A 22,024-nucleotide genomic window follows, 5' to 3' on the forward strand; every position below is an offset into this window, starting at 1 on the left:
ATGCCTGCAGTCAGCGTCGTCCTGCCCACCTACAATCGCGCCGCCTCGCTGGGCCGCGCCGTGCGCAGCGTGCTGCAACAGTCGGTGCGCGATCTGGAACTGATCGTCGTCGATGATGGCTCCACCGACGACACGCCGCGACTGCTCGCCGCCATCACCGACCCGCGACTGCGTGTCGTCCGTCAGCACAACCGCGGCGCGGCGGCGGCACGCAACGCCGGCATCGCGCTGGCGACCGCGGAATGGCTCGCCTTCCAGGACAGCGACGACGAATGGCTGCCCGACAAGCTCGCCCTGCAACTCGACGCGGCGCGGGCCGCTGGCGGCGACGTCGGACTCGTGCTCGCCGGCTATCGCTCCGCGCACCCGGGCATGGCGCGCGACATCCGGCCGCGCTCGGCGCTGCACCGCGGCGACCCGCTGCCCGACCTGCTCGACGGCTGGCCGATCATCACGCCGACCTGGCTGGTGCGCCGCGCGCTGGTGCAGACGCTCGGCGGCTTCGATGAAAGCCTGACGTGCTTCGAGGACTGGGACCTCGTGTTCCGGCTGGCGGATTGCACGCGCATCGCCGCGATCCCCGGTCCGGTGCTCGTCAAGTACGGCAGCACCGACAGCGTGTGCGGCAACCGCGTGCATCTGCGCGATGCCACGGCCTGGCTGCTCGCCCACCACGGTCATCGCTGGCACGGGCATCCGTGGCGCCTGGCACGGCGCCACGCCGCACTCGGCTGCCTGCAATACCACACCGGCCAGCGCGACCAGGCGCGCGCGAGCTTCCGCACGGCGATGCGCCTGGCACCGCTGCACCCGGCGACCGGGCTGTGGCTCGCTTCGTTCCTGCATCGCAAGGCGGTCCGCGCCATCGAGCGCCTGGCGCCGCATGCGGCGGGCTTCGCACCATGAGTGGCCGGATCGAAGTCCAGCAGCGGGCCTCCCCGCCGCCGGCGGATCGGCCCCTGGTCTCGGTCATCGTCCCGACCCGCAACCGCGCACCGCTGCTCGCCCGCTCGGTCATGAGCGTGCTCGGCCAGAGCTGGCGCAATCTCGAACTGATCGTCGTCGATGACGGTTCGACCGATGACACGGCGGCGGTCCTCGCCGCCGTCGATGACCCGCGCCTGCGCGTGCTGCGTCGGCAGCAGGGCTCTTCGGCCGCGGCGGCGCGCAATGCCGGCATCGGCGCGGCGCGCGGATCGTATCTCGCCTTCAACGACGACGACGACATCTGGCTGCCGCACAAGCTGGAACGGCAGATGAGCGCGCTGCTGGCCGCTCCGGCAGGTTTCGGTCTGTGCCTGTGCGGACGTCTGCTGCTCGCCCCCGGACGCGCCGCTCTGATCTCGGGCGCCGCGCGGGCGGGCGAACTGGATTTCCGCCGCGGCAATGGCCGCGGCGGCCCCGACTATGCCCTGATCGCGACGCCGTCCTGGGTCGTGCGCCGCAGTGCGCTGGAGGCCGTCGGCGGCTTCGACGAGCGCCTGGTGACCTGGGAGGACTGGGAACTCGCCCTGAGACTGTGGCAGCAGTACGACGTTCTGGTCCTCGACGAACCGCTGTACGTGCAGGACCAGCTCGCCGGCGGGCACCTGTTCCGCCTCGAACGCGCGAAGGCCGACGCGCTGCGCGTCATCGAGGACAAACACGGCGCGCTGTGGGCACACGACCGTCGGGTGCGCGCCCGGCACCAGTACGTGATCGGACTGGCGCTGAGCCTGCACGAGCCGCGGCCGGCCGGCCGTGCGGAACTGTGGCACTCACTGCGACTGCACCCCTGGTCGGCCAAGACCTTGACCGCGCTGTTCCTCACCTGCGTGCCCGACGCGTGGTCCCGGCGGACGGCCTCGTTGCTGCGCCGGCTGCGCGCAACCATCCACCGGGCCACCGTCGCATGACAGCTCCACGTGTCAGCGTGGTATTGCCGACTTACAACCGGCTGCGCACGCTGCCGCGCGCCGTCGCCAGTGTGCTCGACCAGGACGAGGTCGATCTGGAACTCATCGTCGTCGATGATGCCGGCAACGATGGCAGCGAACGCTGGCTGGCCGAACTCGCTGCGCGTGAACCGCGCGTGCGCGTGCTCAGGCACGAGCGCAACGGCGGCGTGTCGCGGGCGCGCAACACCGGCATCGCCGCGGCGCGCGGCGATTTCATCGCCTTCCAGGACAGCGACGACGAGTGGCTGCCGGGCCGCATGCGCGCCCTGATGGACTGCCTGACCCGACAGCCGCCGAGCGTCGGCGCGGTCGCGGGCGGGCTCGTGCGACACAAGCGACGCGGACTTCAGGTGTGCCGCTGGGTCGCGCCGCGCAGCGACGGCGGACCGCAGCCGGTAGACTTCGACGCCATTGCCAGAGCCTGCTTTGCGCACTGCCAGGCGATGCTGTTCCGGCGCGCCGCGCTGGCAGACATCGGCGGCTTCGATGCGACGATCCAGGCCGGCGAGGACTGGGATCTCTGCTTGCGCCTCGCACAACGTTTCAGCATCGTCGAAATCGCCGAGCCGGTCACTCGCGCCTACGCCAGCCGCGACAGTCTGACCCGCCGCCGCAGCCAGCTGACGACGGCGTTCGGTCGCGTCCTCGCCCGCGACGGCACACGGATGCAACCGGCCACGCGCGCGCGCATCCATCGCATGGCGGCGATCGACGCCTGCATCGCCGGCGACCGCGACGTCAGCCGGACCCACCTGGCGCAGGCGCGGCAGCTTGCGCCCGGCGACCTGCGCCTGCGCCTGCTCGCCGCGATGCTCAGGCTGGCGCCGGGGCTGACGGCGGCGCTGGCTTCGAGCTGGCGCGAGATGCGCCGCATGGCGGCGGCATGAGCATCCGCCGCTTCCTCGTCGATCTCTCCATGCTGCCGCGCGGCACGACCGGCGTCGGCGTGTACGCGATTCACATGGCCCGGCACCTGGAGCGGTCGTTCCGCTGCCGCGTGCTCGCGCCGCCGTACTGGTGTGCGCAGTTCAACGATCCGATCGAGTGCCCGCCGCCGCTGGCGTGGCGCAACACGCTGTTTGGCCGCGACCCGAGCGCACGCTTCTGGCGGCGCGAACTCGGGCTGCGCAGCGACGATCTGCTGTACGCGCCGCACATGCGCGGCCACTGGGGTTTCGACAATCAGATCGTGACCATCCACGATCTCATCCACCATCACTATCCGACGCGCAATTTCGTGAACAACGCGTACAACCGTCACGTGCTGCCCGCCGTGGTGCGCCGCGCGCGTGCGGTATTCACCGTCTCGCAGACCGCGAAGCGCGAGTTGTGCGACTTCTACGGCCTCGACCCGCGGCGCGTCGATGTGGTGCCCAACGGCATCGACCTGCAGAACTGGCGACCCGCACCCTCGGCACAGCCGTCGCGGCCGCCCTACCTGCTGACCGTGAGTGCGAACCGGCCGTACAAGAACACGCTCGAGCTCCTGGAGCAGCGGTCGCTCTGGGCAGACCGCTACCGGCTGGTGATCGTGTCGTGGCGCTCACGCTACGGACGCGCCTTGCACCGTGCGGTGATGAACCTGGGCCTGCAGGATCGGGTGGACTTCCTGGACGGCCTGCCGGAACACGAACTGATCGCCCTCTACCGGGGCTGCTCCGCCCTGGTGTACCCGTCGCTGCTCGAAGGATTCGGGCGCCCCCCGCTCGAAGCGATGGCCGTGGGCCGGCCGGTGATCCTGTCGGACATCCCGGTCCACCGGGAAACCTTCGGCGAGGCCGGAATCTTCGTGACGCCGGGCCAGCCGGAGAGCTGGGCGCGCGCGTTCGCGGCGCTCGACGATCCACCACGGGTCGCGGACCACATCGAGCGTGGTCTGCGGCTGGCACAGCGCTACAGCTGGCAGAGCTGCGGCCAGCGGTTGACGGACGCGCTGCTGCAGGTCGAACCGGCGCTCGATGCCCTGCGCGTGGGCACCTGATCGTGCGCCGATGGATCATTCCCGCGTCACCGCCCATCCGCACCTCCAGGCATTGCCCGGCGCCATGTCCGTGAACAGCTCGGCCCCGCTCCGGCACCCTGTCACACGCCTGAGGCACCTCTGGTGGGCCTTGCCGATGCTGCTGATCGCGTCCGGCCCGCCGATGCTGCGCGACGAGCGGCGCGGGGCGCTGGCGTCGCTGCAGGGACAGATCGATGCCTGGATCCTGTGGCAGCTGGCCGTGTACGCGCTCGCCGGCGGGCTCGCCCTGCTGTACCTCGCAGGACCGCTGCGCCGCGGCGTGCATCGGCGCAACGGACCGCTGCTGGCCCTGAGCGGGTTCCTGTGCCTGCTGTTCGCGACATCGTCGCTGTGGTCGCCTTCGATCGTCGCGACGTTGAGCATGAGCCTGCTGCTCGGCCTGGCGATGCTGGTCACCGCCCAGTTCGCGTCCACCGGGGCACGACTCGACCACGGCGCGCTGGACCTGCTGGGCGCACTGAGGCTGCTGGCGGGCGTGCTGATGGGCCTGGTGATGTTGGCCTATCTCACGGATCAGCGCGGCATCGTCCAGTGGGTGCCGACCGGCATCCGCGTGCGCGGCGGCCGCCTGGGCGTGCAGCAGACGCTCGGCCCCACCGTCTTCGTGATCTCTCTGTACTTCCTCGCGTTCGGTCTGCGGAACCGCGCGACCGAACTGTTCTGGATCGCATTCAGTCTTGCGGCGGTCTGGATGGCGCGGACCCGCGCCGCCTACGTGACGGTGGCGATCGGCGCGCTGGGCGTGTGGGTGCTGTGGATTCGCACGCACCCCGAGCGGCGGCGGCTGATGCAGAAGCTGCTGCTGACGTCGATCGTCGCGTCGATACTGCTGGCCCTGGTCGCAGCATTCAGCGGCCTGCTGCAGGCGACCTGGTACCGTGGCGGCAGTGCCGACTCGGTGACGACGCTGAGTCATCGCACCACCGTGTGGAGCTGGACGTTCCGGGAGATCGCCGAGCGCCCCTGGGGATTCGGCTATTCGACCGGTTTCCGCAACATGTTCCTCAACATCGACGCGGTGACCAGCGACGCCTACCGCTACGAAGGGCTCCTGGTCGAACGGATCGGCGAGGCGCACAACTCGCACCTGGAAGTCCTCGTCGCCGCCGGCTGGACCGGATTCGCGATCTACCTGGGGATCCTCGGCATCGTCGTCCATCGCGGCGTCCGGGTCTTGCGCATGCGCGGCATCTCCGCGGAACTGCGGCATGGCGCCCGCGTGGCCATGATCCTGCTGGCGATGTTCATGGTGGACGGGATGACGACATCCTCCTACGCGCTGCCCACGCGTCAGCCGTTCGGCATCCTGCTGTTCGTGATCGGGCTCGTGCTGATCATCGAAGCGCGCGCATCCGTTCGCGCGCCGCGCCCGCTGTCACTGGTCGAAACGCCGCCGGATGCGCCAGACCCCCAGCGCGACGCGAGTGCGGCCGCCCGGTCCGCGTAGCCAGGCCGGCAGCCTGCGCCGGTTCACCAGCGATCACCGCGCTCGTAGCCCAGCCGCACCAGCACGTCGCCGGCCGCTTCCTTGAACGCCGCGCGATGGTCTGGCCCGAAGTGATGCTGCCAATCGCCGGTGCCGCCTTTCCTGAAGGTCAGGCTCTTCTCGCTGAACATCCCGTCGGCCACCGCCAGGGCCCGGCTCTCGTCGATCGGACGCCCGACGAACTCCGCGATCCGCCGCACCTCGCGGATCTGCGCATCCAGACTGCCGCCGCCACGGGGACCGACGAGCTGCTCATAACGGCACACCAGCACCGACGGGTCCTCGCACCACTGCACGAAGCCCCGCAACCGGGTGCCGATCGGCGCGAGCGCTTCGACGCCGGGAATCGCGGAGAATCCCCGGATGGTCGCCATCAAGCGCTGGTCGTCGCTGGCCAGCGACTGCGCAAAGTACGCATGGTGATGATGATGCGTCTCGCGCATCACGTAGTGCACGTAGGAAACCGCGATGTCGCGCGGATCGCGCAGCAGCAGCACATGCCGGAACTGCAGTTCCCGGAGCATCTCGTGCAGCGCAGGGTGGTAGGTCGCGTGCGCGGTGACGAAGGTGCCGTTGCGGCAACGCCCGATGAATCGCCGCAGCGCCGGCTCATCGAGCGTGACGAAGGGTTCGGTATGCTGGACGTGCACGTCCTCGGGGCGGCTCGGCGGTGCCGTGAACTCGGCCAGCGAGAAATGCCGGCCCGAAAAGATCATCCGCGGCAGCAGCGACAGACAGTCGGACAGCAAGTGCGTACCCGACTTGCCCGGCCCGTTCAGAAAGACGCGCGGCGGCGGCAGGAAGACATTGGCGCGCAATGCGGTCGCGTAGGCCCAGACCCCGACCCTGCGCAGCGCGCGGCTGTTCCGCGTTTTCCGGTTCGCAAACCTGAGCAAGACCAACATGGGCAAGAGTCCTCTCCGCGAGGGCGCGCTGGATGCGGGCGCCTTCAATCGTGCCGGAACCGCCCTGCGCGTACGTTTATCGGACTGCGTGCTGGGGGTCAACCACGGCTCGCCCCTCGATGCGCGCACCCGGCAAAGCAGGCACACTTGCGCGCGGGGAGCCCGGCCGATCCGTTGAAACGATGCGCATCCTGCTGATTCACAGCCATTACCGCAGCAGCATGCCCAGCGGCGAGAACGTCAGTTTCCAGAGCATCCGGAACCTGCTGGCCGAGGCCGGCCATGTCGTCGAGACGTTCGAACGCCACAGCGACGACATCGCGGCGACCCGTCCGCTCGCATTGTTCGAGGCGGCGTTGCTGACACCCTGGAACCCGCTGAACCACGGCAGGCTCGCACGCACCGTGGCGCACTTCCGCCCCGACCTGGCACACGTCGAGAACACCTTCCCCCTGCTGTCACCCTCCGTGTACTGGACGCTGGCCCGGCTGGGCGTGCCCACGGTGGCCAGCATCCGCAACTACCGCAGCTGGTGTGCTGCGGGCATCGCCTACCGCGATGGCATGCCGTGCCGCGCCTGCCTCGACCGGGCCAGTGTCCGGCCGGCGCTGCAGCACGGCTGCTACCGGGCGAGCCGGCCCGCGACCGTGCCACTGGCCGCAACCATCGCCCTCCACCGCCGGCTCGGCACTCTCAAGAACAAGCCGCGACTGCTGATCGCGAACTCGGCGTTCATGCGCCAGTCGCTGATCGAATCCGGCATCCCCGGCGACCGCATCGTGGCCGTTCCCAATTTCGTCCGCGATTCCGGCGCGACGACGGCCTGGAAGGACCGCGACCATCGGGTCCTGTTCGTCGGGCGCCTGGATCCCGAGAAAGGCGCTGCGGATCTGGTCCGCGCCTGGGCGCTGCTGCCGGAAGCTGCGCCGAGTCTGGAGATCATCGGCGACGGACCACAGCGCCGCGCGCTCGAAGCACTGGCAGCCGCCCATGGCCCGTCCGGGCGTGTCCATTTCACCGGTCGCCTCGACCCGGCCGAGGTTTCGGCGCGCATGGCGCGCGCCAAGCTGATCGCCTTCCCTTCGCGCTGGTACGAAACCTTCGGCCGCGGCGTCATCGAGGCCTATGCCCACGCGGTGCCGGCGCTGGTGGCGCGCATCGGCGCACTGCCGGAACTGGTCGAACCGGGCCGCACCGGCGAGATCTTCGCACCGGGCGACGCCGCGGATCTGGCCTCGTGCGTCCAGCGGCTGTTCGCGGACGAGTCACGGCTGCAACGCATGGCACAGCTGGCGCGGGCGCGCTACGCGCAGAACTACTCGCCCGGCGTCGTGCTGGAACGCTTGCAGGCCGCCTACGCGCAGGCCCTCGGCACGACCAACACGCCGGCGCACCATGGCTGAGATGACTACAGCGCGCACCCCGATCCTGGGCTTCGGCGTGCAGGTCGCCGATCTCGAAGGCGCGGTGTCTTCCATCCTGCGCCGGGTCCAGGACGGCGGACGCGGCTACGCGGTGCTGTTCAACACGCACATGTGCAGCGAGGCGCACCGGGATCCGGCCTTGTGCGCTGCCGTCGAATCAGCCGAATGGGTATTCGCCGACGGCCGTCCGATCTACTGGCTGCAGCGTCTCCGCGGCGCGTCCGGCGCCCGCCAGGTTCGCGGCGCCGACCTGACCTGGGCGCTGCTCGACGCCGCCCGGCGCAGCGGCACGCCGGTCGGATTCTTTGGCGGCAGCCCGCACGTCCTGGAGTTGCTGCAGACCAAGCTCGCCTCGGACCTGCCCGGACTCGACCTGCGTCTGGCGCTGTCGCCGCCGCACGGCGGCTGGTCCGAAGAGGCCGACCGCGACTACGTCGGCCGGATCACGGCCGCGGGCGTGCGGATCCTGTTCGTCGCCCTGGGCTGTCCGCGCCAGGAGCTGTGGATGATGCGCCATGTCGGCGAGCTGGGGGCGGTGATGCTCGGCATCGGCGCCGCCGTGGACTTCTGCGCCGGGGTCAAGCCACAGGCACCGCGACTGCTGCAGCGTCTGGGCCTCGAATGGCTGTACCGGCTGGCGACCGAGCCGCGCCGCCTGTGGCGGCGATACCTGTTTCACAATATGCACTTTCTCGCGCTGCTAGCCTTCCGCGGTCGGCGCAACTCCTCCCCGCGCTGAACGGATCGCTTTGGCGTCGGCAGCGTCGCCGTGCATCCGGTCACTGGATCAGTGTAGATTTAGCGCCAGGGGCGACACAGTTTCCGGGGGGAGACGCGGTGGGAAATCCTCAGTAACCCGGGTTCCATATGAAGTTCACATCGAAGCGGTGTGTCGTCGCCTGCTGTCTGGGTGCAGCTGCGCTGTGCGCGAGTCTCGGCGTGCGTGCGCAAGGGCTCTCCGGCTATGCCGGTGATCCCGAATCCGGCTCCCGATTGCGGACCTCCCTCGAAGTCGGCACGGACTACACGACCAACTTCTTCTACGCACGCAAGGCGGCGGAGGACAGCGGGTCCGGACTGATCGTGCGGCCCGAGCTTTCGCTGACGCGCAAGCTGTCGCGGTTCACGTTCAGCGCCGCGGCCAATGCCGAGGCCGGCTGGTACGACCTGCCCGGCAACGCGGACGACTACTTCGACTCCGCCCTGAAACTCGGCAGCCGGTGGCAGTCCGCACCCCGCCATCAGTTCGACTTCGAAGCGCGTCTGCGCAACGGGCACAATCCGTTCGGCACCGAACGGACGGAGAACACGCCGCTCGAGGACCGCAAGATCGACACTTGGCGCGAGACGCAGACCGAGCTGCGCTATCTCGCCGGTCTGCCCAGCGACCGCCTGAATTTCGAACTCGGCCTGGGCGGACTCAACAAGGAGTACACCAACAACGAGGCCGTCACCCGGTTCCTCAGCCATGAGAAGACCAGCGCCTATCTGACGACTTACCTGAACATGACGACGAAGTCCTCGGTGTTCCTGGTCGTCGCCGGGCAGCGCACCTACTTCGAGGACGTCGCCCCCGGCGCCTTCGACCGTGGCGCGACCACGCTGCGCTACCTGCTCGGCGCCCGTTGGGCGGCGACGGCGAAAACCTCCGGCGACTTCCGCGTCGGCTACGTGGACCGCAACCCGACGGATCCCAACCGCGACTCGTTCCAGCGTTTCGACTGGCTCGCCGAGCTGACGTGGGCGCCCCGGGCGGTGCGCAAGCTCCTGCTGCAGACCGGGCGCACCGCGCAGGAGAGCTTCCTCAACACAGTGGACTTCATCGACAACCGCTACGGCACCCTGACGTGGAGCGAGCAGTGGACGCCGCTCATGCAGACACAGGCCACGGTCCGCTACATGACCTCGAGCTTCATCGGGTCGAGCCGTCAGGACGAATCGTGGGGCTACGGCCTGTCCGCCGAGTACCAGCTGACGCCGTACCTGGCGCTGCTGGGCCTCGCCAGCCACGGCCAGAGGGACTCGGAAGTGAACTTCGCCAACTACGAACGTTTCTACGCATACCTCGGCGCGCGCTACGCGCGCTGACTCGAACCTGGCCCCTTGTTGCTGATGACTAGTTCCCTCCGAACGCTCGCCGGCCTCGTGCTCGCTGCGACCACTCTCTGCGCATGCTTTTCACCGGTACCGCAGCCGCAGGCCCGACCCCTGCCCGACAATCCGCGCGCACAGCCGGCCGCCACGCCGAAGACCGTCGTGCCGGCCAACCCGCTCGACGCCTCGGTGTACCGCCTCGACGGCGGCGATGTCGTGCGCATCGACGTGCTCGGCGAGCCGGAGCTGTCGCTGGACGCGCTGATCGATCCGTCCGGATTCATCAACTACCCGTTCCTCGGCAAGGTGCAGGCATCCGGGCTCACCGTGCGCCAGCTCGAGGGGAAAGTCCGCGACGGCCTGCGCAGCGGCTTTCTGGTGAACCCGGACGTGCGCGTCGCCCTGGCGCGCTATCGCCCGGTGTATATCGGCGGCCAGGTGCGGCAGCCGGGCGCCTATCCATACGCCCTCGATCTCAATGTCGAACGCGCCCTCACGCTGGCCGGCGGCCTGACCGCGTTCGCTTCGAGCAGCCGCATCTACATCCAGCGCCACTGGGCCGGCGAGCAGGGGCGGACACGCGCCGAGCTGCAATCGCCCGTCTATCCGGGCGATTACATCATCGTTGAAGAGCGGCTCTTTTGAACGACATGAAGCCAGAGATCGTCAACATCGGCGAGCCGAGCGCCGACCTCATCGATTTTCCCCAGCTGATCCGCGACTTCGCGCGCTACAAGTGGGGCATCCTCGGACTGACGATCCTGAGCGCCGCCGCAGCGGCGCTCGTGACGTTTTCACTGCGGCCGATGTACACCGGCAAGGTGGCGCTGCTGGTCGAATCGCAGAACCAGCACGTCGCCACGCTGCGCGACGTGTACGACACCGAAATGCCGGAATTCGAGTTCCTCGGCGCGCAACTCGCGGTCCTGAAGTCGCGCGAACTGGCGCGCCGCGCGGTGGACCGGCTCGATCTGGTCAACAACCCGGAGTTCGCGCCGAAGGCCGGTCCGCTGCAATCCGTCGATCTGCGCCGCTATCTGCCGTTTCTGCCGGATCCCGCATCGTTCCTGGAACCGGTCCCCGAGGCGCAGCGGCGCGAGGAGGTCATCGACGATTTCCTGGAACGGCTGACGGTCGAGCCCTATGGCCGCACGCGCGTCATCAACGTCCAGTTCGAGGCCTACTCGGCGGAACTGGCCGCGCAGGTGGCCAATACGCTCGCCGACCTGTTCATCGAAAGCGGGCTGGAAGCCCGACTCGAGGCCACGACCAAGGCGACGAGCTGGCTCACCGACAAGCTGGCCGAGATCCAGAAGAACCTGCAGACCGCCGAGGCCGAGCTGCAGCGTTTCCGGGAACAGGAGCAGCTGGTCAACGTCGGCGGCGCACGCAGCCTGACCGAGGAGGAGGTCTCGGACTACTCGAAACGCCTGCGCGAGGCGCAGCGCAAGCGCATCGAGCTGCAGAGCACCTATCAGAAGATCCGCGAGGCCGGCGCCGATCCGCAGCGGCTGCGCGACATCAGCACGCTGCTGATCGACCCGGTCGTGCAAAGGGCCAACAACAGCTATCTCGAAGCCCAGGAGGCGGTCAAGGCCCTCGAAGACCGCTACGGCCCCCGCCATCCGCAGATGACCACCGCGAAGGCGCGGCTCGCCACCGCCGAGGCGGCGCTCAACGAACAACTCAAAATCGCCGCGCGCGGCATCCGCGCGGAATACGAGATCGCGCTGGACAGCGAGCGTGCCGCCGCGCAGCAGCTGGAAGCCTCGCGCACGCAGATCCGGCAGCTCGACCGCAAGGACTACGAGCTGTCCGTGCTCCAGCGCAACGTGACCACGTACCGCGAGCTGTACAACACCTTCCTGGCGCGCTTCAAGGAGACCGACGTCGCCGGCAGCTATCAGGCCATTTCCGCGCGCGTCATCGACCCGGCGGTGGTGCCCTACGAACCATCCTCGCCGCAGAAGAAGCGGATCATCCTGCTCGCCACGATCGGCGGATTCGCGCTGGGCATCGTTCTGGCCATCCTGCATCACCTGCTCAATGACGGCGTGCGCAGCGCCGAAGAGCTCGAAGCCCTCGGCCAGATGCCGGTCCTCGGCGTCCTGCCGCTGGTGTCGGGACTGGCGGGTCGCAAGCAGAACCTGCCGAAGTACTTCATCGAGAAGGCCCACACCCCGTTTTCCGAGGGCATGCGCAGTACGTGCGCGGCGCTGCGGCTGAGCGACGCCGGCAGCCGCCTCAAGCGCATCGTCGTGTCGTCGTCCGTGCCGGCCGAAGGCAAGAGCAGCGTGTCCAGCGCGCTGGCGCTGACACTGGCGGCGACCGACAAGGTCGTGCTGGTCGAAACCGACCTGCGCAAGCCGTCGCTGCGCAAGCTGTTCGGCCTGCCGGCCGACGCCAAGGGGCTGACCCACGCGCTGGACGGCGAGTGCCCGCTCGACGAGTGCCTGCACTGGCATGAACAGGGCTCGATCTGGATTCTGCCGGCCGGCAAGATCCCCAAGAACTCCACCGAGCTGCTGGCCTCGGCGCCCTTCGCGGAGCTGCTGGCCGAGCTCAACAAGCGCTTCACGCGCGTGGTGCTCGATTCGCCGCCGGTGCAGTCGGCCGCCGACGCCCTGGTGCTCGGCCGCCAGGCCGACGGGCTGCTGTTCGTCGTCAAGTCCGATGCGACGACGCGCCGCGCGGTGAAGAACTCGCTGAAGCAGCTGCGCCTCGCGTCGATCCCGGTGATCGGCCTGCTCGTCAACCAAGTGGACGTGCGGCGCAACAGCCACTACGCGGACTCGTACCACTACGTCTACGGGTACTACGGCTGAGGCCGCGCATGTCCCGCTCCACCGGTCGGGGTTTCCGGCGTTGAGCGCACGACCCGGACCGCACCACGGGCCAGCCCGTGCCGCTCAGCGCCTGTTCGCCGCCGTCTGCGTCGCACCCGTGCTGCTGGTGGCGGCCGCCGGCAGCGTCGCATTCGTGTCCAGCCTGTACGCCAGCACCGCAGCGGATCTGGTGCGGCAGACGCAAGGCCGCAGCAGCGGCCGCGACGCCGCCGCGATCGCGGTCCGACTCGCGCCGTGGCGCTCGGCGCATCATCGCTATCTGGCCCAGTCGCTCAGCGCCGACGCTGAGTGGACCCGGTCGATCGAGCACGGCGAACGCGCAGTGCAGACCAATCCGGCCGACGGTTATGCCTGGCTGTACCTCGCACGCCTGGCCGGCACGCAGCCGCCGCTCGGCGCGCGCGTGCGCCGGATGTACGAGATGGCGCTGACACGCACGCCGCACTCGCTGGCCGTGCACCGGGCCATTGCCTTCGACGGCGTGCAGCGCTGGCGCTTCGGCGATCCGCCGCTGCGCGCCCTGTGGCGCGACAGCATGGCTTACACGCTGCAGCGAGATCGCGCGGCGTTCCTGTTCGAGATCGCGCGGCTGCGGCGCGACCAGACTTGGTGCGCGGCCCAGCGCGGCCAGCTGCCGATCGACGAGTGGTGCGCCAACGTCGCGTACCTGCGCGCCGAGTGCGCCAAGCCCGCGCTGCCCGCCAAGTCCGAGGCCTGGTGCCGCGAACGTCACCTGCTGCCGCTGCGACGATGACCCTGCCCCCGAAGCCGATGAGGTCGTGGTCCGACCGCGCGCTGTTCGCCGCGACCCTGGCGTTCCTGTTCTGGCTGCCGCTGCCCTGGGGCAGCCACCGTCCATGGGCAGCCGATCTGCTGGTCGCCGTCTCGGCCGGCCTGCTCGCGCTGCGCCTGGCGCTCGTCGCGGCAGGCCGCGCACCGGTGCCGCACGGGCTCGCGCGCCAGCTGGCGCTGCCGCTGCTGTGGTGGGTGCTGTGGCTGGCCTGGATCGGCTTTCAGCTCTGGCCGATGGATGCGGCAGTCGTCGCGCGCTGGTCGCCGTCCAGCGCGCAGCTCTACGCCACGGCCGCGGAGCTGCTCGACACGCCGCCGCAGATGCGCCTGAGCATCGCGCCGTCGCAGACGGCCGACGCCTGGCTACTTTCCGCAGGTTACTGCTGCCTGTACGTGCTGATCGTGCTGTCGTGCTGCGGCGACCGCCGGCGCATGGGGCTGGTCCTGGGCGTCGTCGCGACCGCCGGCCTGTTCCAGGCACTGTACGGCAGCCTGATGACGCTCTCCGGCCTGGAGTGGGGCTTCTTCGAGGCCAAGCAGCACTACCGCCGCGTCGCCACCGGCACCTTCGTCAACCGCAACCATCTGGCCGGCTACCTGGAGCTCGCCGGCGCGGCCGCCCTGGGGCTGATCCTCGCCGATCTGGGGAGCAGCGGCGCGCAGCGCTCGCTGCGCCAGCGTGCGCTCGCCCTGATCGCGCTGCTGTTCAGCACCAAGATGCGCGCACGCCTGGCGCTGATCGTCATGGCGATCGCCCTGGTCCTGACCCGCTCGCGCATGGGCAATGTCGCCTTCGTGTCCAGCCTGTGCCTGTGCGCCATGTTGTTCATCCTGCTGCGCCATCGCCGCTACGCGCTGCGCGCTTTCGCGCTGTTCGCCAGCATCGTCGCGATCGACATTCTCGTCGTCAGCAACTGGTATGGCCTCGACCGCGTGATCCAGCGCCTCGAACAGACCGACCTGAGCAGCGATTCCCGCGCGGTGTTCCTGCGCCACGCCCCCCCCGCGATCGATGCCTACTGGACCACGGGGGCCGGGCTGGGCACCTTCGCCGTGGCGTTCGCGCCATATCGCAGCGCCGAGCTGGACCCTTATTTCGATCATGCCCACAACGACTACATCGAATTCCTGATCGAGACCGGGACCGTCGGCTGCGGACTCCTGGCCATCTTCGTCCTGGCCCATGCGCTGCACGCGCTGGCCATCCTGGTGCGGCGCCGGCGGCGCATGGCGGCGGCCGTCGCCTTCGCCGCGCTGATGGGCATGCTGGCGATCGCCATCCATTCCACCGCCGACTTCAACCTGCAGATCCCGGCCAATGCCGCCACCCTGCTCGTCCTGATGGCGCTTTCGGCGGGTTGCTCGTCGAGCTCGCGGAAGCGACGCCGGGCCGCGGAACCCGCGCCCCCGCCGGGCGCGACGACCGTGGCGGAAATGGCTTAAACTGGCCCGGCTTGGGTACCCATGGGCAGGGGGTCGCCATGATGAAGCATCGAACGATCTTGGGCTGGGCGGGCGCGCTGCTGGCGCTCGGCGCGGGGACGGCGCTCGCCTTCACGGAAGCCGCCGGGCGCGTGACCCGGGTCATCGGCGCGGCCGAGGTACTCCGCGACGGGCAGCATCTGCCGCTCGCCAAGGACGACGTCGTGCGTTCGGGCGACACGCTGCGCACCCCGGTCGATGGGCGCCTGCAGTGGTGGATGGAGGACGACGCCCTGCTGGTCATCGCCACGCGCTCACAGGCACAGGTCCGCAGCTTCGACCCTGCCGTCAGCGAGGCCCTGTTCCAGATCGAACGAGGTGGACTGCGCGTCATCGCCGGCGCCGTGCGCCCCAAGGTGCTGACCCCCAGGGCCACGGTCACCTCGGCGGACGCGGATTTTTCGACCGTCGTCTGCGACCAGCGTTGCGGTCCCGATCGGGGGCACGTCTATGTCGTGGTCAACGCGGGCGCCGCGCGGGTCAGCAACCCCGAGGGCAGCGTCGAAGCGCACGCCGGTCAGATCGTGCAGGTCGCCTCACCGCCGACCCTGGTCGCGAAGGCGAACGTATCGGCCGCGGTCCTGCAGATCGCTGCCGAACTGGTCATCGACGCCGGCGTGGATCCGCTGGTCCCGGACGTCCCGGTGCAACCGCTGCCGCCGGTGGATCTGCCGGGCAGTCCGTCGTAAGCGCCCGGTCGCCTAGCCGAGGCGCCCGAGCAGTTTCTGCAGCTCCTCGGCGCTGCGGAACGACACCGTCAGCTTGCCGCGGCCGGACTCCGCCTGGTGCAGGCGCACCGGCAGGCCGATCCGCGCGCTGATCTCCTTCTCCAGGGCCGGTGCGCGCGGCTTGTTCGCCCGCGGTGCGGCCGGCCTGCCTTCGGCATGGACGAGGGCCTCGGTCTGACGCACCGACATCTGCTGCTCGGCGACCAGCTTGGCCAGCGCGGACTGCCGCGGACCGTGGATGCCGAGCAGCACCTTGGCGTGACCCAGGCTCAGGCGGCCTTCGCGCACCAGCTTCTGTACGTCGGCATTGAGTTCGATCAGGCGCAGCAGATTGCTGATGTGCGCGCGCGAACGGCCGACGGCTTCCGCGGCCTTTTCGTGCGTCAGGCCGCAGTCCTCGATCAGCTTGTGCAAGGCTTCGGCTTCTTCGAGAGGGTTCAGGTCGGCGCGCTGGATGTTCTCGACCAGCGCCACCGCCATCGCGCCGCGCTCGTCGAGCGTGCGGACGACCACCGGCACGGTGTTGAGCCCGGCCAGCTTCGCCGCGCGCCAACGGCGCTCGCCGGCGACGATCTCGTACTTGTGGGCACCGGACGGCCGCGCGACGATCGGCTGCACCACGCCCTGCGACCGGATCGACTCCGCCAGGGCCTGCAGCGCCTCGTCATCGAAGTGCCGGCGCGGCTGGTGGCGGCCGGGATGCAAGCTGTCGAGCGCCAGTTCGCGCAGTGACTCGCCAGCGTTGTCGTCGGCGGGTGCGGACACGCTGCTGAGCAGCGATTCGAGCCCGCGACCCAATCCTCTTTTCTTCACGCTCATGCGGAAAGCCTCATCTGTCCGCCGTCGTGGCGTCGCAACACCTCGCCGGCGAGCGCGAGATAGGCCTTGGCGCCGCTGGAGGCCGGGTCGTAGAGCATCGCCGGCAGGCCGTGGCTGGGCGCCTCGGCGAGGCGCACGTTGCGCGGCACCAGCGTGCGATAGACCTTGTCGCCGAAGTGCTGGATCAGCTGGTTGGAGACGTCCACCGCGAGGTTGTTGCGCGGGTCGTACATCGTGCGCAGCAGGCCCTCGACTTCCAGCCGCGGATTGATCACGCGGCGGATCTTCTGGATCGTGTCCATCAGCGCCGACAGTCCCTCCAGCGCGTAGTACTCGCACTGCATCGGGATCAGCACGCCGTCGGCGGCGACCAGCGCGTTGACGGTCAGCTTGGACAGCGCCGGCGGGCAATCGAGCACGATGTAGTCGTATTCGTCGGCGACCTCGGCGAGCGCGGTCCTGAGCGCGAAGTCGCCGACGGCCACGTCGCGCAGCTTGATCTCGGCTTCGGTCATGTCGCCGTTGGCCGGCAGCAGCCACAGGCCCAGGCTCGGCAGTTCCTGGATCACTTCGCGGATCGGCGCCTGTTCCAGCAGCACGTCGCGGCCGGTCCGCGTCAGCGTGCTCTTGTCCACGCCGACGCCCATCGTCGCATTGCCCTGCGCATCGAGATCGACGAGCAGCACGCGGCGCTTGGTCGCGGCCAGCGAAGCCGCAAGATTGATCGAGGTCGTGGTTTTTCCGACCCCGCCCTTCTGATTGGCGACCGCGATGACGTAACTCATGGTTCTATCTGCAACGGTGCGGCGACGACCGCGTGCCGCTCCTCGGCCAGGCCGGGCACGGTCAGACGGTGGACGTGCTGGATGACGACGCCGGCGGATACGGCCGCCAGCTCCCCGGCGTCTAGTTTGCCCTTCATGGCGATCCATTGACCACCCGGCGCCAGTAGATGCCGGGTCAGCCGGAAGAAGTCGTCCAGTGCGGAAAACGCGCGGCTGACGATGCAATCGAAGCCATCGGGGGCTGCAAATTCCTCCACCCGCCCTTCGACGACCGCGACGTTGGCCAGCCCGAGCGTGCGCACGGCATGGCGCATGAAGCGCGCCTTCTTGCCGTTGCTGTCGAGCACCGTGACCTGCAGCGTCGGCGCCGCGATCGCCAGCACGAGGCCCGGCAGGCCGGCACCCGCGCCGACATCGAGCACACGGCCATGGATCCAGGGCAACACCGTCAACGAATCCAGCAGGTGGCGCGTGACCATGTCCGCCGGATCGCGCACGGCGGTCAGGTTGTACGCCGCGTTCCACTTCTGCAGTTCCGCCAGATAGGCCAGCAGCCGGTCGAACGCCGCAGCCGGCAACGCGATGCCGAGCTTGGCGCAGCCCGTTTCCAGCCGCGCCCGCAGCGCGTGCGCGCCGGTCGCGGACGCGGGGGCGGAACGATGGACGGACATGGATCGGTGGCGCGAGGCAGCGGCAAGGGCCGCGCAGTATATCCGCGGCGGCCCCGCTCAGCGCCGGCTGCGCCCGCCCAGCAGGCCGCGCAGGATCTGCCGGCCGAGCTCGCGGCCGACCGAGGATGCAGCACTGCGGGCCGCGCTCTTGAGGGTGGATTCGACCAGCGAGTCGGTCCGCCGCGCCGGCGCGCGCGGCGTCGGCTGCTGCGCCCGGTCCCACCAGCCGCGGTCGGCGGACGGCGGTTGCGGCGGCGTCGATGCCGCCGTCGCGCCGGCGAGCCGTTCGTAGGCGGATTCACGATCGACGGCCTGGTCGTAGCGCCCGGCCAGCGGGCTGCGCGCCAGGATCGAGCGCCGCTCGTCCGCCGTCACCGGCCCGATGCGGGAGCGCGGCGGGCGGATCAGCGTACGCTCGACCACGCCCGGGATGCCCTGGTCCTGCAGCATCGACACCAGCGCCTCGCCGACCGCCAGTTCGGTGATCGCCTGCGCGACGTCCAGCTTCGGATTCGGACGGAAGGTCTCGGCTGCGGCGCGCACGGCCTTCTGGTCACGCGGCGTGAACGCCCTCAGCGCATGTTGCACGCGGTGGCCGAGCTGGCCGAGCACGGCATCGGGCAGGTCCAGCGGGCTCTGCGTGACGAAGTACACGCCGACGCCCTTGGAGCGGATCAGACGCACGACCTGCTCGACCTGAGTGACCAGCGCCTTGGGCGCATCCTTGAACAGCAGGTGCGCCTCGTCGAAGAAGAACACCAGCCGCGGCCGGTCGGCGTCGCCCCGCTCCGGCAGGTTTTCGAACAGCTCCGACAGCAGCCACAGCAGGAAAGTCGCATACAGCCGCGGGCGCAGGAACAGGCGGTCGGCCGCCAGCAGGTTGACGATGCCGCGCCCGGTCAGGTCGGTGCGCATGAAGTCATTGAGGTCCAGCGCCGGCTCGCCGAAGAATGCCGCGGCGCCATCCTGTTCCAGCTGCAGCAGCGCGCGCTGGATCGCGCCGACCGAGGCAGCGCTCACCAGCCCGTACTCGGCGCCCAGCGTCTTGGCGTTGGCCGCGACGTGGTTGAGTGTCGCGCGCAGGTCCTTGAGGTCGATCAGCAGCAGGCCCTGATCGTCGGCATACTTGAACACCAGGTTCAGCACCGCCGCCTGTACATCCGACAGGTCGAGCAGGCGCGCGAACAGCAGCGGCCCCATGTCGGACACGGTCGCGCGGATCGGATGACCCTGCTCGCCGAACACGTCCCAGAACACCGTCGGTGTCGCCGCCGGCGCCCAAGCGTCCATGCCCACCCGCTGGGCGCGCTCGGCCAGTTTCGGATTGGGCGCGGCGGGCAGCGCGATGCCGGACAAGTCTCCCTTGATGTCGGCGGCAAACACGGGCACGCCGATTTCGGAGAATCCCTCGGCGAGCACCTGCAGCGTCACGGTCTTGCCGGTACCGGTCGCGCCGGCGACCAGGCCGTGTCGATTGGCATAGGCACCCAGGATGACCTGAGGCGTCTCGCCCTTGCCGACGAGGATGCGCGCGTCCATGGCGACTCCGTTGCTCTGGGCGCATCTTCCAGACCGCGCGGCGCGCACGCAAGGGTTCAGAGCCAATTCATCGGCACCTCCACTATCATGCGCGCCGGCACTCCCGATTCTCTTCGAGACCGCACATGACTTTCCGCACTGCCGTTCTCGTCGTTCTCGCCACCGCCGTGGCCGCGGCCTGCGCGACCTCGCCCACCGGACGCAAGCAGCTGCGCCTGGTGTCCGACGCCGAGATGTCGCAGATGGGCATCGCGGCCTTCCAGAAGCTCAAGACCGACACGCCGCCGACCCGTGACGCCAAGGTCAACGGCTACGTGCAATGCGTCGCCGGCGCCATCACGCGCGAAGTCGGCGGTGCCTGGGAGGTGCAGGTGTTCGAATCGAAGGACGTCAACGCCTTCGCGCTCCCGGGCGGCAAGATCGGCGTCTATACCGGCCTGCTGAAGGTGACCGCGAACCAGGACCAGCTCGCCGCAGTCATCGGCCATGAAGTTTCGCACGTGCTCGCCGGCCATTCGGCCTCGCGCGTGTCCAACGAGATGGCGGCGCAGCTGGGCGTCTCGGTGCTGGCCTCGGCCACCGGCATGTCGGCCGACATGATCGGCATGGGCGCCAACCTGCTCCTGTTGCTGCCCTACTCACGCGGCGACGAGAGCGAGGCGGACATCCTCGGCCAGCAGCTGATGGCGCGCGCCGGCTTCGATCCCGCCGAGGCCGCAAGGCTGTGGGTGAACATGCAGAGGGCCAACGGCGGTGCGCCGCCGGAGTTCCTGTCCACGCACCCCTCGGCGAGCACGCGCATCCAGGACCTGAACAACAACCTGGCCAGGGTCCAGCCGCTGTACGAGCAGGCGCGCGCGGCCGGCAAGAAGCCGAGCTGCACGCCGTAGGCGGCCTGCCTAAGCCGCGCGGATCGGTGGCGCCCAGGAATCCGACACGTAGTGACAGGCGACGGCGGTGCCGTCGCGCAGGCGGTGCGTATGCGGCACGCGGCGCGGGCACTGTTCGTCGGCCATCGGACAGCGCGCGGTGAACAGGCAGCCGGTCAGCGGTACGGTCACGTCCGGGGCCTCGCCGCCGCGCAGGAACGTGGCCCTTTCCGTCGCGCCGGTACCGGGCAACGAGGCCAGCAGCGCCTTCGTGTAGGGATGCCGCGGATGGGTCAGTACCGTGCGCACCTCGCCGTGCTCCATCGTGCGGCCGAAATACATCACCAGCACGCGATCGCAGAGCCGGCGCACGACGCCGAGGTCGTGCGTGATGAACAGCAGCGCCATGCCGGTCTGCGCCTGCAGCGCGCGCAGCAGTTGCAGGATCTCGGCCTGCACGACGACATCCAGCGCCGACACCGCCTCATCGCAGATCAGCAGCCGCGGCTTCACGACCAGTGCACGCGCGAGACCGACGCGCTGGCACTGCCCGCCGGACAGTTCAGCGGGGTAACGGTCGAGCAGTTCCGGTCCCAGGCCGACACAGGCCAGCATGTCCGCGGCACGACCCGCGCGGGCCGACGGGGCGATCTCGGGGCACAGGAACTCCAGGGGCTCGGCGACGATCTCGCGGATCCGCATGCGCGGATCGAGACTGCCTTGCGGATCCTGGAACACCATCTGGATCTCGCGCCGCAACCGTCGCCAGCCGCGCGCATCGCGCCCCACCAGCTCCTGGCCGTCGTAGCGGATCGAGCCAGCCGCCACCGGCTGCACGCCGAGCAGCGCTCTCGCCAGCGTCGATTTGCCCGAACCCGACTCGCCGACCACGCCCAGCGTCTCGCCAGCGCGCAGGTCGAAGTTGATTTCATCGACCGCGCGCAGCAGCACCGGCGGCGCGAACGGCAGCCGCGGCCGCAGCCGGTGTTGCACCTTGAGCTGGCGCACCGACAGCAACACGCTGCCCGAACGCGGGCGGGGAATGCCCGTGTCCGTCACGGGATCGGTCGCGTCACTCAAGCAGGCTGCGCAGCATCCACGCGGTCTTCTCATGCACCTGCATGCGCTGGGTCAGCAGGTCGGCGCTGGGCTCGTCGTGGGCCTGATCCACCAGCGGGAACACCTCGCGCGCGGTGCGCACGCAGGTCTCGTGGCCCGCGACCAGCTGCTCGACCATCTCGCGCCACGGCGGGACGCCGTCGGTTTCCTTGATCGAAGACAGCGCGGCGTACTGCTTGTAGGTGCCGGGCGCCGGGAAGCCCAGTGCGCGGATGCGCTCGGCGACCAGATCGACCGCAGTCGCCGCCTCGACGTAGTGCTGCTCAAACATCAGATGCAGCGTGTTGAACATCGGCCCGGTGACGTTCCAGTGGAAATTGTGCGTCTTCAGGTACAGCGTGTACTCGTCCGCGAGCAGGCGGCTCAGACCGTCGGCGATGTTCTTGCGTGCCGACTTGTCGATTCCGATGTCGATCTTCGGCGCTTTGGCGGAACCCTTGTTCTTGGCCATGTCAGGACTCCTGTGGAGACGTGCGCGAAGTGTAGGTCCGCCGCAGCGACACGG

Annotated in this window: 21 protein-coding genes; 14 read left to right on the forward strand and 7 right to left on the reverse strand. The window is 69.4% G+C overall.

Going from position 1 to position 22,024, the window contains the following annotated elements; genetic code table 11:
* From AAG565_RS01645 to AAG565_RS01665, 5 genes are all read left to right on the forward strand, one after another.
* Entirely contained in the window at nt 1-906 is a 906-nt protein-coding gene (locus AAG565_RS01645) for a glycosyltransferase (protein ID WP_348817798.1), read from the forward strand.
* Nucleotides 903-1,895 (forward strand): glycosyltransferase family A protein, encoded by a 993-nt coding sequence (locus tag AAG565_RS01650; protein ID WP_348817799.1) that lies wholly within the window; start codon nt 903-905, stop codon nt 1,893-1,895. The genes AAG565_RS01645 and AAG565_RS01650 overlap by 4 nt, the downstream gene beginning before the upstream one ends.
* Nucleotides 1,892-2,824, forward strand: coding sequence for a glycosyltransferase family 2 protein (locus AAG565_RS01655; RefSeq protein WP_348817800.1), 933 nt, complete (start codon nt 1,892-1,894; stop codon nt 2,822-2,824). The genes AAG565_RS01650 and AAG565_RS01655 overlap by 4 nt, the downstream gene beginning before the upstream one ends.
* Complete coding sequence (locus AAG565_RS01660) at nt 2,821-3,918, forward strand: glycosyltransferase family 1 protein (protein WP_348817801.1); 1,098 nt, start codon at nt 2,821-2,823, stop codon at nt 3,916-3,918. Before AAG565_RS01655 ends, AAG565_RS01660 begins: the two co-directional genes overlap by 4 nt.
* Before the next feature lie 136 nt (nt 3,919-4,054).
* A complete protein-coding gene (locus AAG565_RS01665) occupies nt 4,055-5,407 on the forward strand; it encodes an O-antigen ligase family protein (RefSeq protein ID WP_348817802.1) in 1,353 nt (450 codons plus the stop codon).
* 23 nt (nt 5,408-5,430) lie between these two features.
* Here AAG565_RS01665 and AAG565_RS01670 read toward each other — a convergent pair whose 3' ends face one another.
* Nucleotides 5,431-6,453 carry a sulfotransferase domain-containing protein gene (locus AAG565_RS01670; protein WP_348817803.1) on the reverse strand — a complete coding sequence of 341 codons (1,023 nt, stop codon included), beginning with the start codon at nt 6,451-6,453 and terminating at the stop codon, nt 5,431-5,433.
* An 80-nt stretch (nt 6,454-6,533) separates the two neighbouring features.
* On the opposite strand from AAG565_RS01670, the gene AAG565_RS01675 reads away from it, so the two are divergent.
* The 8 genes from AAG565_RS01675 (at nt 6,534) to AAG565_RS01710 (ending at nt 15,678) form a co-directional block, all read left to right on the forward strand.
* A complete protein-coding gene (locus AAG565_RS01675) occupies nt 6,534-7,754 on the forward strand; it encodes a glycosyltransferase family 4 protein (protein WP_348817804.1) in 1,221 nt (406 codons plus the stop codon).
* A gap of 1 nt (nt 7,755) precedes the next feature.
* Nucleotides 7,756-8,514: a WecB/TagA/CpsF family glycosyltransferase gene (locus AAG565_RS01680; protein WP_348817805.1), complete on the forward strand. Its 759-nt coding sequence runs from the start codon at nt 7,756-7,758 to the stop codon at nt 8,512-8,514.
* A gap of 128 nt (nt 8,515-8,642) precedes the next feature.
* The gene (locus tag AAG565_RS01685; protein ID WP_348817806.1) at nt 8,643-9,863 is read left to right on the forward strand and encodes an outer membrane beta-barrel protein; all 1,221 of its coding nucleotides are present in this window, start codon (nt 8,643-8,645) and stop codon (nt 9,861-9,863) included.
* Nucleotides 9,864-9,887: 24 nt separating this feature from the next.
* On the forward strand, nt 9,888-10,514 hold the full coding sequence (locus AAG565_RS01690) for a polysaccharide biosynthesis/export family protein (protein WP_348817807.1): 627 nt from the start codon (nt 9,888-9,890) through the stop codon (nt 10,512-10,514).
* A 5-nt stretch (nt 10,515-10,519) separates the two neighbouring features.
* On the forward strand, nt 10,520-12,694 hold the full coding sequence (locus AAG565_RS01695) for a polysaccharide biosynthesis tyrosine autokinase (protein WP_348817808.1): 2,175 nt from the start codon (nt 10,520-10,522) through the stop codon (nt 12,692-12,694).
* Between the two features lie 40 nt (nt 12,695-12,734).
* Nucleotides 12,735-13,469, forward strand: a complete 735-nt coding sequence (locus tag AAG565_RS01700) for a hypothetical protein (protein ID WP_348817809.1) — start codon at nt 12,735-12,737, stop codon at nt 13,467-13,469.
* Nucleotides 13,466-14,950, forward strand: coding sequence for an O-antigen ligase family protein (locus AAG565_RS01705; RefSeq protein WP_348817810.1), 1,485 nt, complete (start codon nt 13,466-13,468; stop codon nt 14,948-14,950). The genes AAG565_RS01700 and AAG565_RS01705 overlap by 4 nt, the downstream gene beginning before the upstream one ends.
* A 38-nt stretch (nt 14,951-14,988) precedes the next feature.
* Entirely contained in the window at nt 14,989-15,678 is a 690-nt protein-coding gene (locus AAG565_RS01710) for a hypothetical protein (RefSeq protein ID WP_348817811.1), read from the forward strand.
* Nucleotides 15,679-15,690: 12 nt separating this feature from the next.
* Here AAG565_RS01710 and AAG565_RS01715 read toward each other — a convergent pair whose 3' ends face one another.
* Genes AAG565_RS01715 through AAG565_RS01730 form a run of 4 tightly spaced genes read right to left on the reverse strand, consistent with a single transcriptional unit; the run spans nt 15,691 to nt 19,531 of the window.
* The gene (locus AAG565_RS01715) at nt 15,691-16,536 is read right to left on the reverse strand and encodes a ParB/RepB/Spo0J family partition protein (protein ID WP_348817812.1); all 846 of its coding nucleotides are present in this window, start codon (nt 16,534-16,536) and stop codon (nt 15,691-15,693) included.
* The gene (locus AAG565_RS01720) at nt 16,533-17,321 is read right to left on the reverse strand and encodes a ParA family protein (RefSeq protein WP_348817813.1); all 789 of its coding nucleotides are present in this window, start codon (nt 17,319-17,321) and stop codon (nt 16,533-16,535) included. The genes AAG565_RS01715 and AAG565_RS01720 overlap by 4 nt, the downstream gene beginning before the upstream one ends.
* Nucleotides 17,318-17,992: a 16S rRNA (guanine(527)-N(7))-methyltransferase RsmG gene (gene rsmG / locus AAG565_RS01725; protein ID WP_348817814.1), complete on the reverse strand. Its 675-nt coding sequence runs from the start codon at nt 17,990-17,992 to the stop codon at nt 17,318-17,320. Before rsmG ends, AAG565_RS01720 begins: the two co-directional genes overlap by 4 nt.
* Before the next feature lie 57 nt (nt 17,993-18,049).
* The gene (locus tag AAG565_RS01730) at nt 18,050-19,531 is read right to left on the reverse strand and encodes a helicase HerA-like domain-containing protein (RefSeq protein WP_348817815.1); all 1,482 of its coding nucleotides are present in this window, start codon (nt 19,529-19,531) and stop codon (nt 18,050-18,052) included.
* 125 nt (nt 19,532-19,656) lie between these two features.
* Here AAG565_RS01730 and AAG565_RS01735 point away from each other — a divergent pair, with 125 nt between their 5' ends.
* Nucleotides 19,657-20,421: a M48 family metallopeptidase gene (locus tag AAG565_RS01735; RefSeq protein ID WP_348817816.1), complete on the forward strand. Its 765-nt coding sequence runs from the start codon at nt 19,657-19,659 to the stop codon at nt 20,419-20,421.
* 9 nt (nt 20,422-20,430) lie between these two features.
* On the opposite strand, the gene AAG565_RS01740 is transcribed toward AAG565_RS01735, so the two are convergent.
* Nucleotides 20,431-21,459: an oligopeptide/dipeptide ABC transporter ATP-binding protein gene (locus AAG565_RS01740; protein WP_348817817.1), complete on the reverse strand. Its 1,029-nt coding sequence runs from the start codon at nt 21,457-21,459 to the stop codon at nt 20,431-20,433.
* Nucleotides 21,460-21,472: 13 nt separating this feature from the next.
* On the reverse strand, nt 21,473-21,970 hold the full coding sequence (locus tag AAG565_RS01745; RefSeq protein WP_348817818.1) for a Dps family protein: 498 nt from the start codon (nt 21,968-21,970) through the stop codon (nt 21,473-21,475).
* Nucleotides 21,971-22,024: the final 54 nt, after the last annotated feature.

Source organism: Fontimonas sp. SYSU GA230001, assembly GCF_040066175.1.
Classification (GTDB): domain Bacteria; phylum Pseudomonadota; class Gammaproteobacteria; order Nevskiales; family Nevskiaceae; genus Solimonas.

Coding starts and splice junctions, on each gene's coding strand:
- AAG565_RS01660 (WP_348817801.1), top strand. CDS start 2,821: ATGAGCATCCGCCGCTTCCTCGTCGATCTCTCCATGCTGCCGCGCGGC.
- AAG565_RS01730 (WP_348817815.1), bottom strand. CDS start 19,531: ATGGACGCGCGCATCCTCGTCGGCAAGGGCGAGACGCCTCAGGTCATC.
- AAG565_RS01695 (WP_348817808.1), top strand. CDS start 10,520: ATGAAGCCAGAGATCGTCAACATCGGCGAGCCGAGCGCCGACCTCATC.
- AAG565_RS01710 (WP_348817811.1), top strand. CDS start 14,989: ATGATGAAGCATCGAACGATCTTGGGCTGGGCGGGCGCGCTGCTGGCG.
- AAG565_RS01665 (WP_348817802.1), top strand. CDS start 4,055: ATGCTGCTGATCGCGTCCGGCCCGCCGATGCTGCGCGACGAGCGGCGC.
- AAG565_RS01685 (WP_348817806.1), top strand. CDS start 8,643: ATGAAGTTCACATCGAAGCGGTGTGTCGTCGCCTGCTGTCTGGGTGCA.
- AAG565_RS01745 (WP_348817818.1), bottom strand. CDS start 21,970: ATGGCCAAGAACAAGGGTTCCGCCAAAGCGCCGAAGATCGACATCGGA.
- AAG565_RS01690 (WP_348817807.1), top strand. CDS start 9,888: ATGACTAGTTCCCTCCGAACGCTCGCCGGCCTCGTGCTCGCTGCGACC.
- AAG565_RS01735 (WP_348817816.1), top strand. CDS start 19,657: ATGACTTTCCGCACTGCCGTTCTCGTCGTTCTCGCCACCGCCGTGGCC.
- AAG565_RS01650 (WP_348817799.1), top strand. CDS start 903: ATGAGTGGCCGGATCGAAGTCCAGCAGCGGGCCTCCCCGCCGCCGGCG.
- rsmG (WP_348817814.1), bottom strand. CDS start 17,992: ATGTCCGTCCATCGTTCCGCCCCCGCGTCCGCGACCGGCGCGCACGCG.
- AAG565_RS01705 (WP_348817810.1), top strand. CDS start 13,466: ATGACCCTGCCCCCGAAGCCGATGAGGTCGTGGTCCGACCGCGCGCTG.
- AAG565_RS01675 (WP_348817804.1), top strand. CDS start 6,534: ATGCGCATCCTGCTGATTCACAGCCATTACCGCAGCAGCATGCCCAGC.
- AAG565_RS01715 (WP_348817812.1), bottom strand. CDS start 16,536: ATGAGCGTGAAGAAAAGAGGATTGGGTCGCGGGCTCGAATCGCTGCTC.
- AAG565_RS01680 (WP_348817805.1), top strand. CDS start 7,756: ATGACTACAGCGCGCACCCCGATCCTGGGCTTCGGCGTGCAGGTCGCC.
- AAG565_RS01655 (WP_348817800.1), top strand. CDS start 1,892: ATGACAGCTCCACGTGTCAGCGTGGTATTGCCGACTTACAACCGGCTG.
- AAG565_RS01645 (WP_348817798.1), top strand. CDS start 1: ATGCCTGCAGTCAGCGTCGTCCTGCCCACCTACAATCGCGCCGCCTCG.
- AAG565_RS01720 (WP_348817813.1), bottom strand. CDS start 17,321: ATGAGTTACGTCATCGCGGTCGCCAATCAGAAGGGCGGGGTCGGAAAA.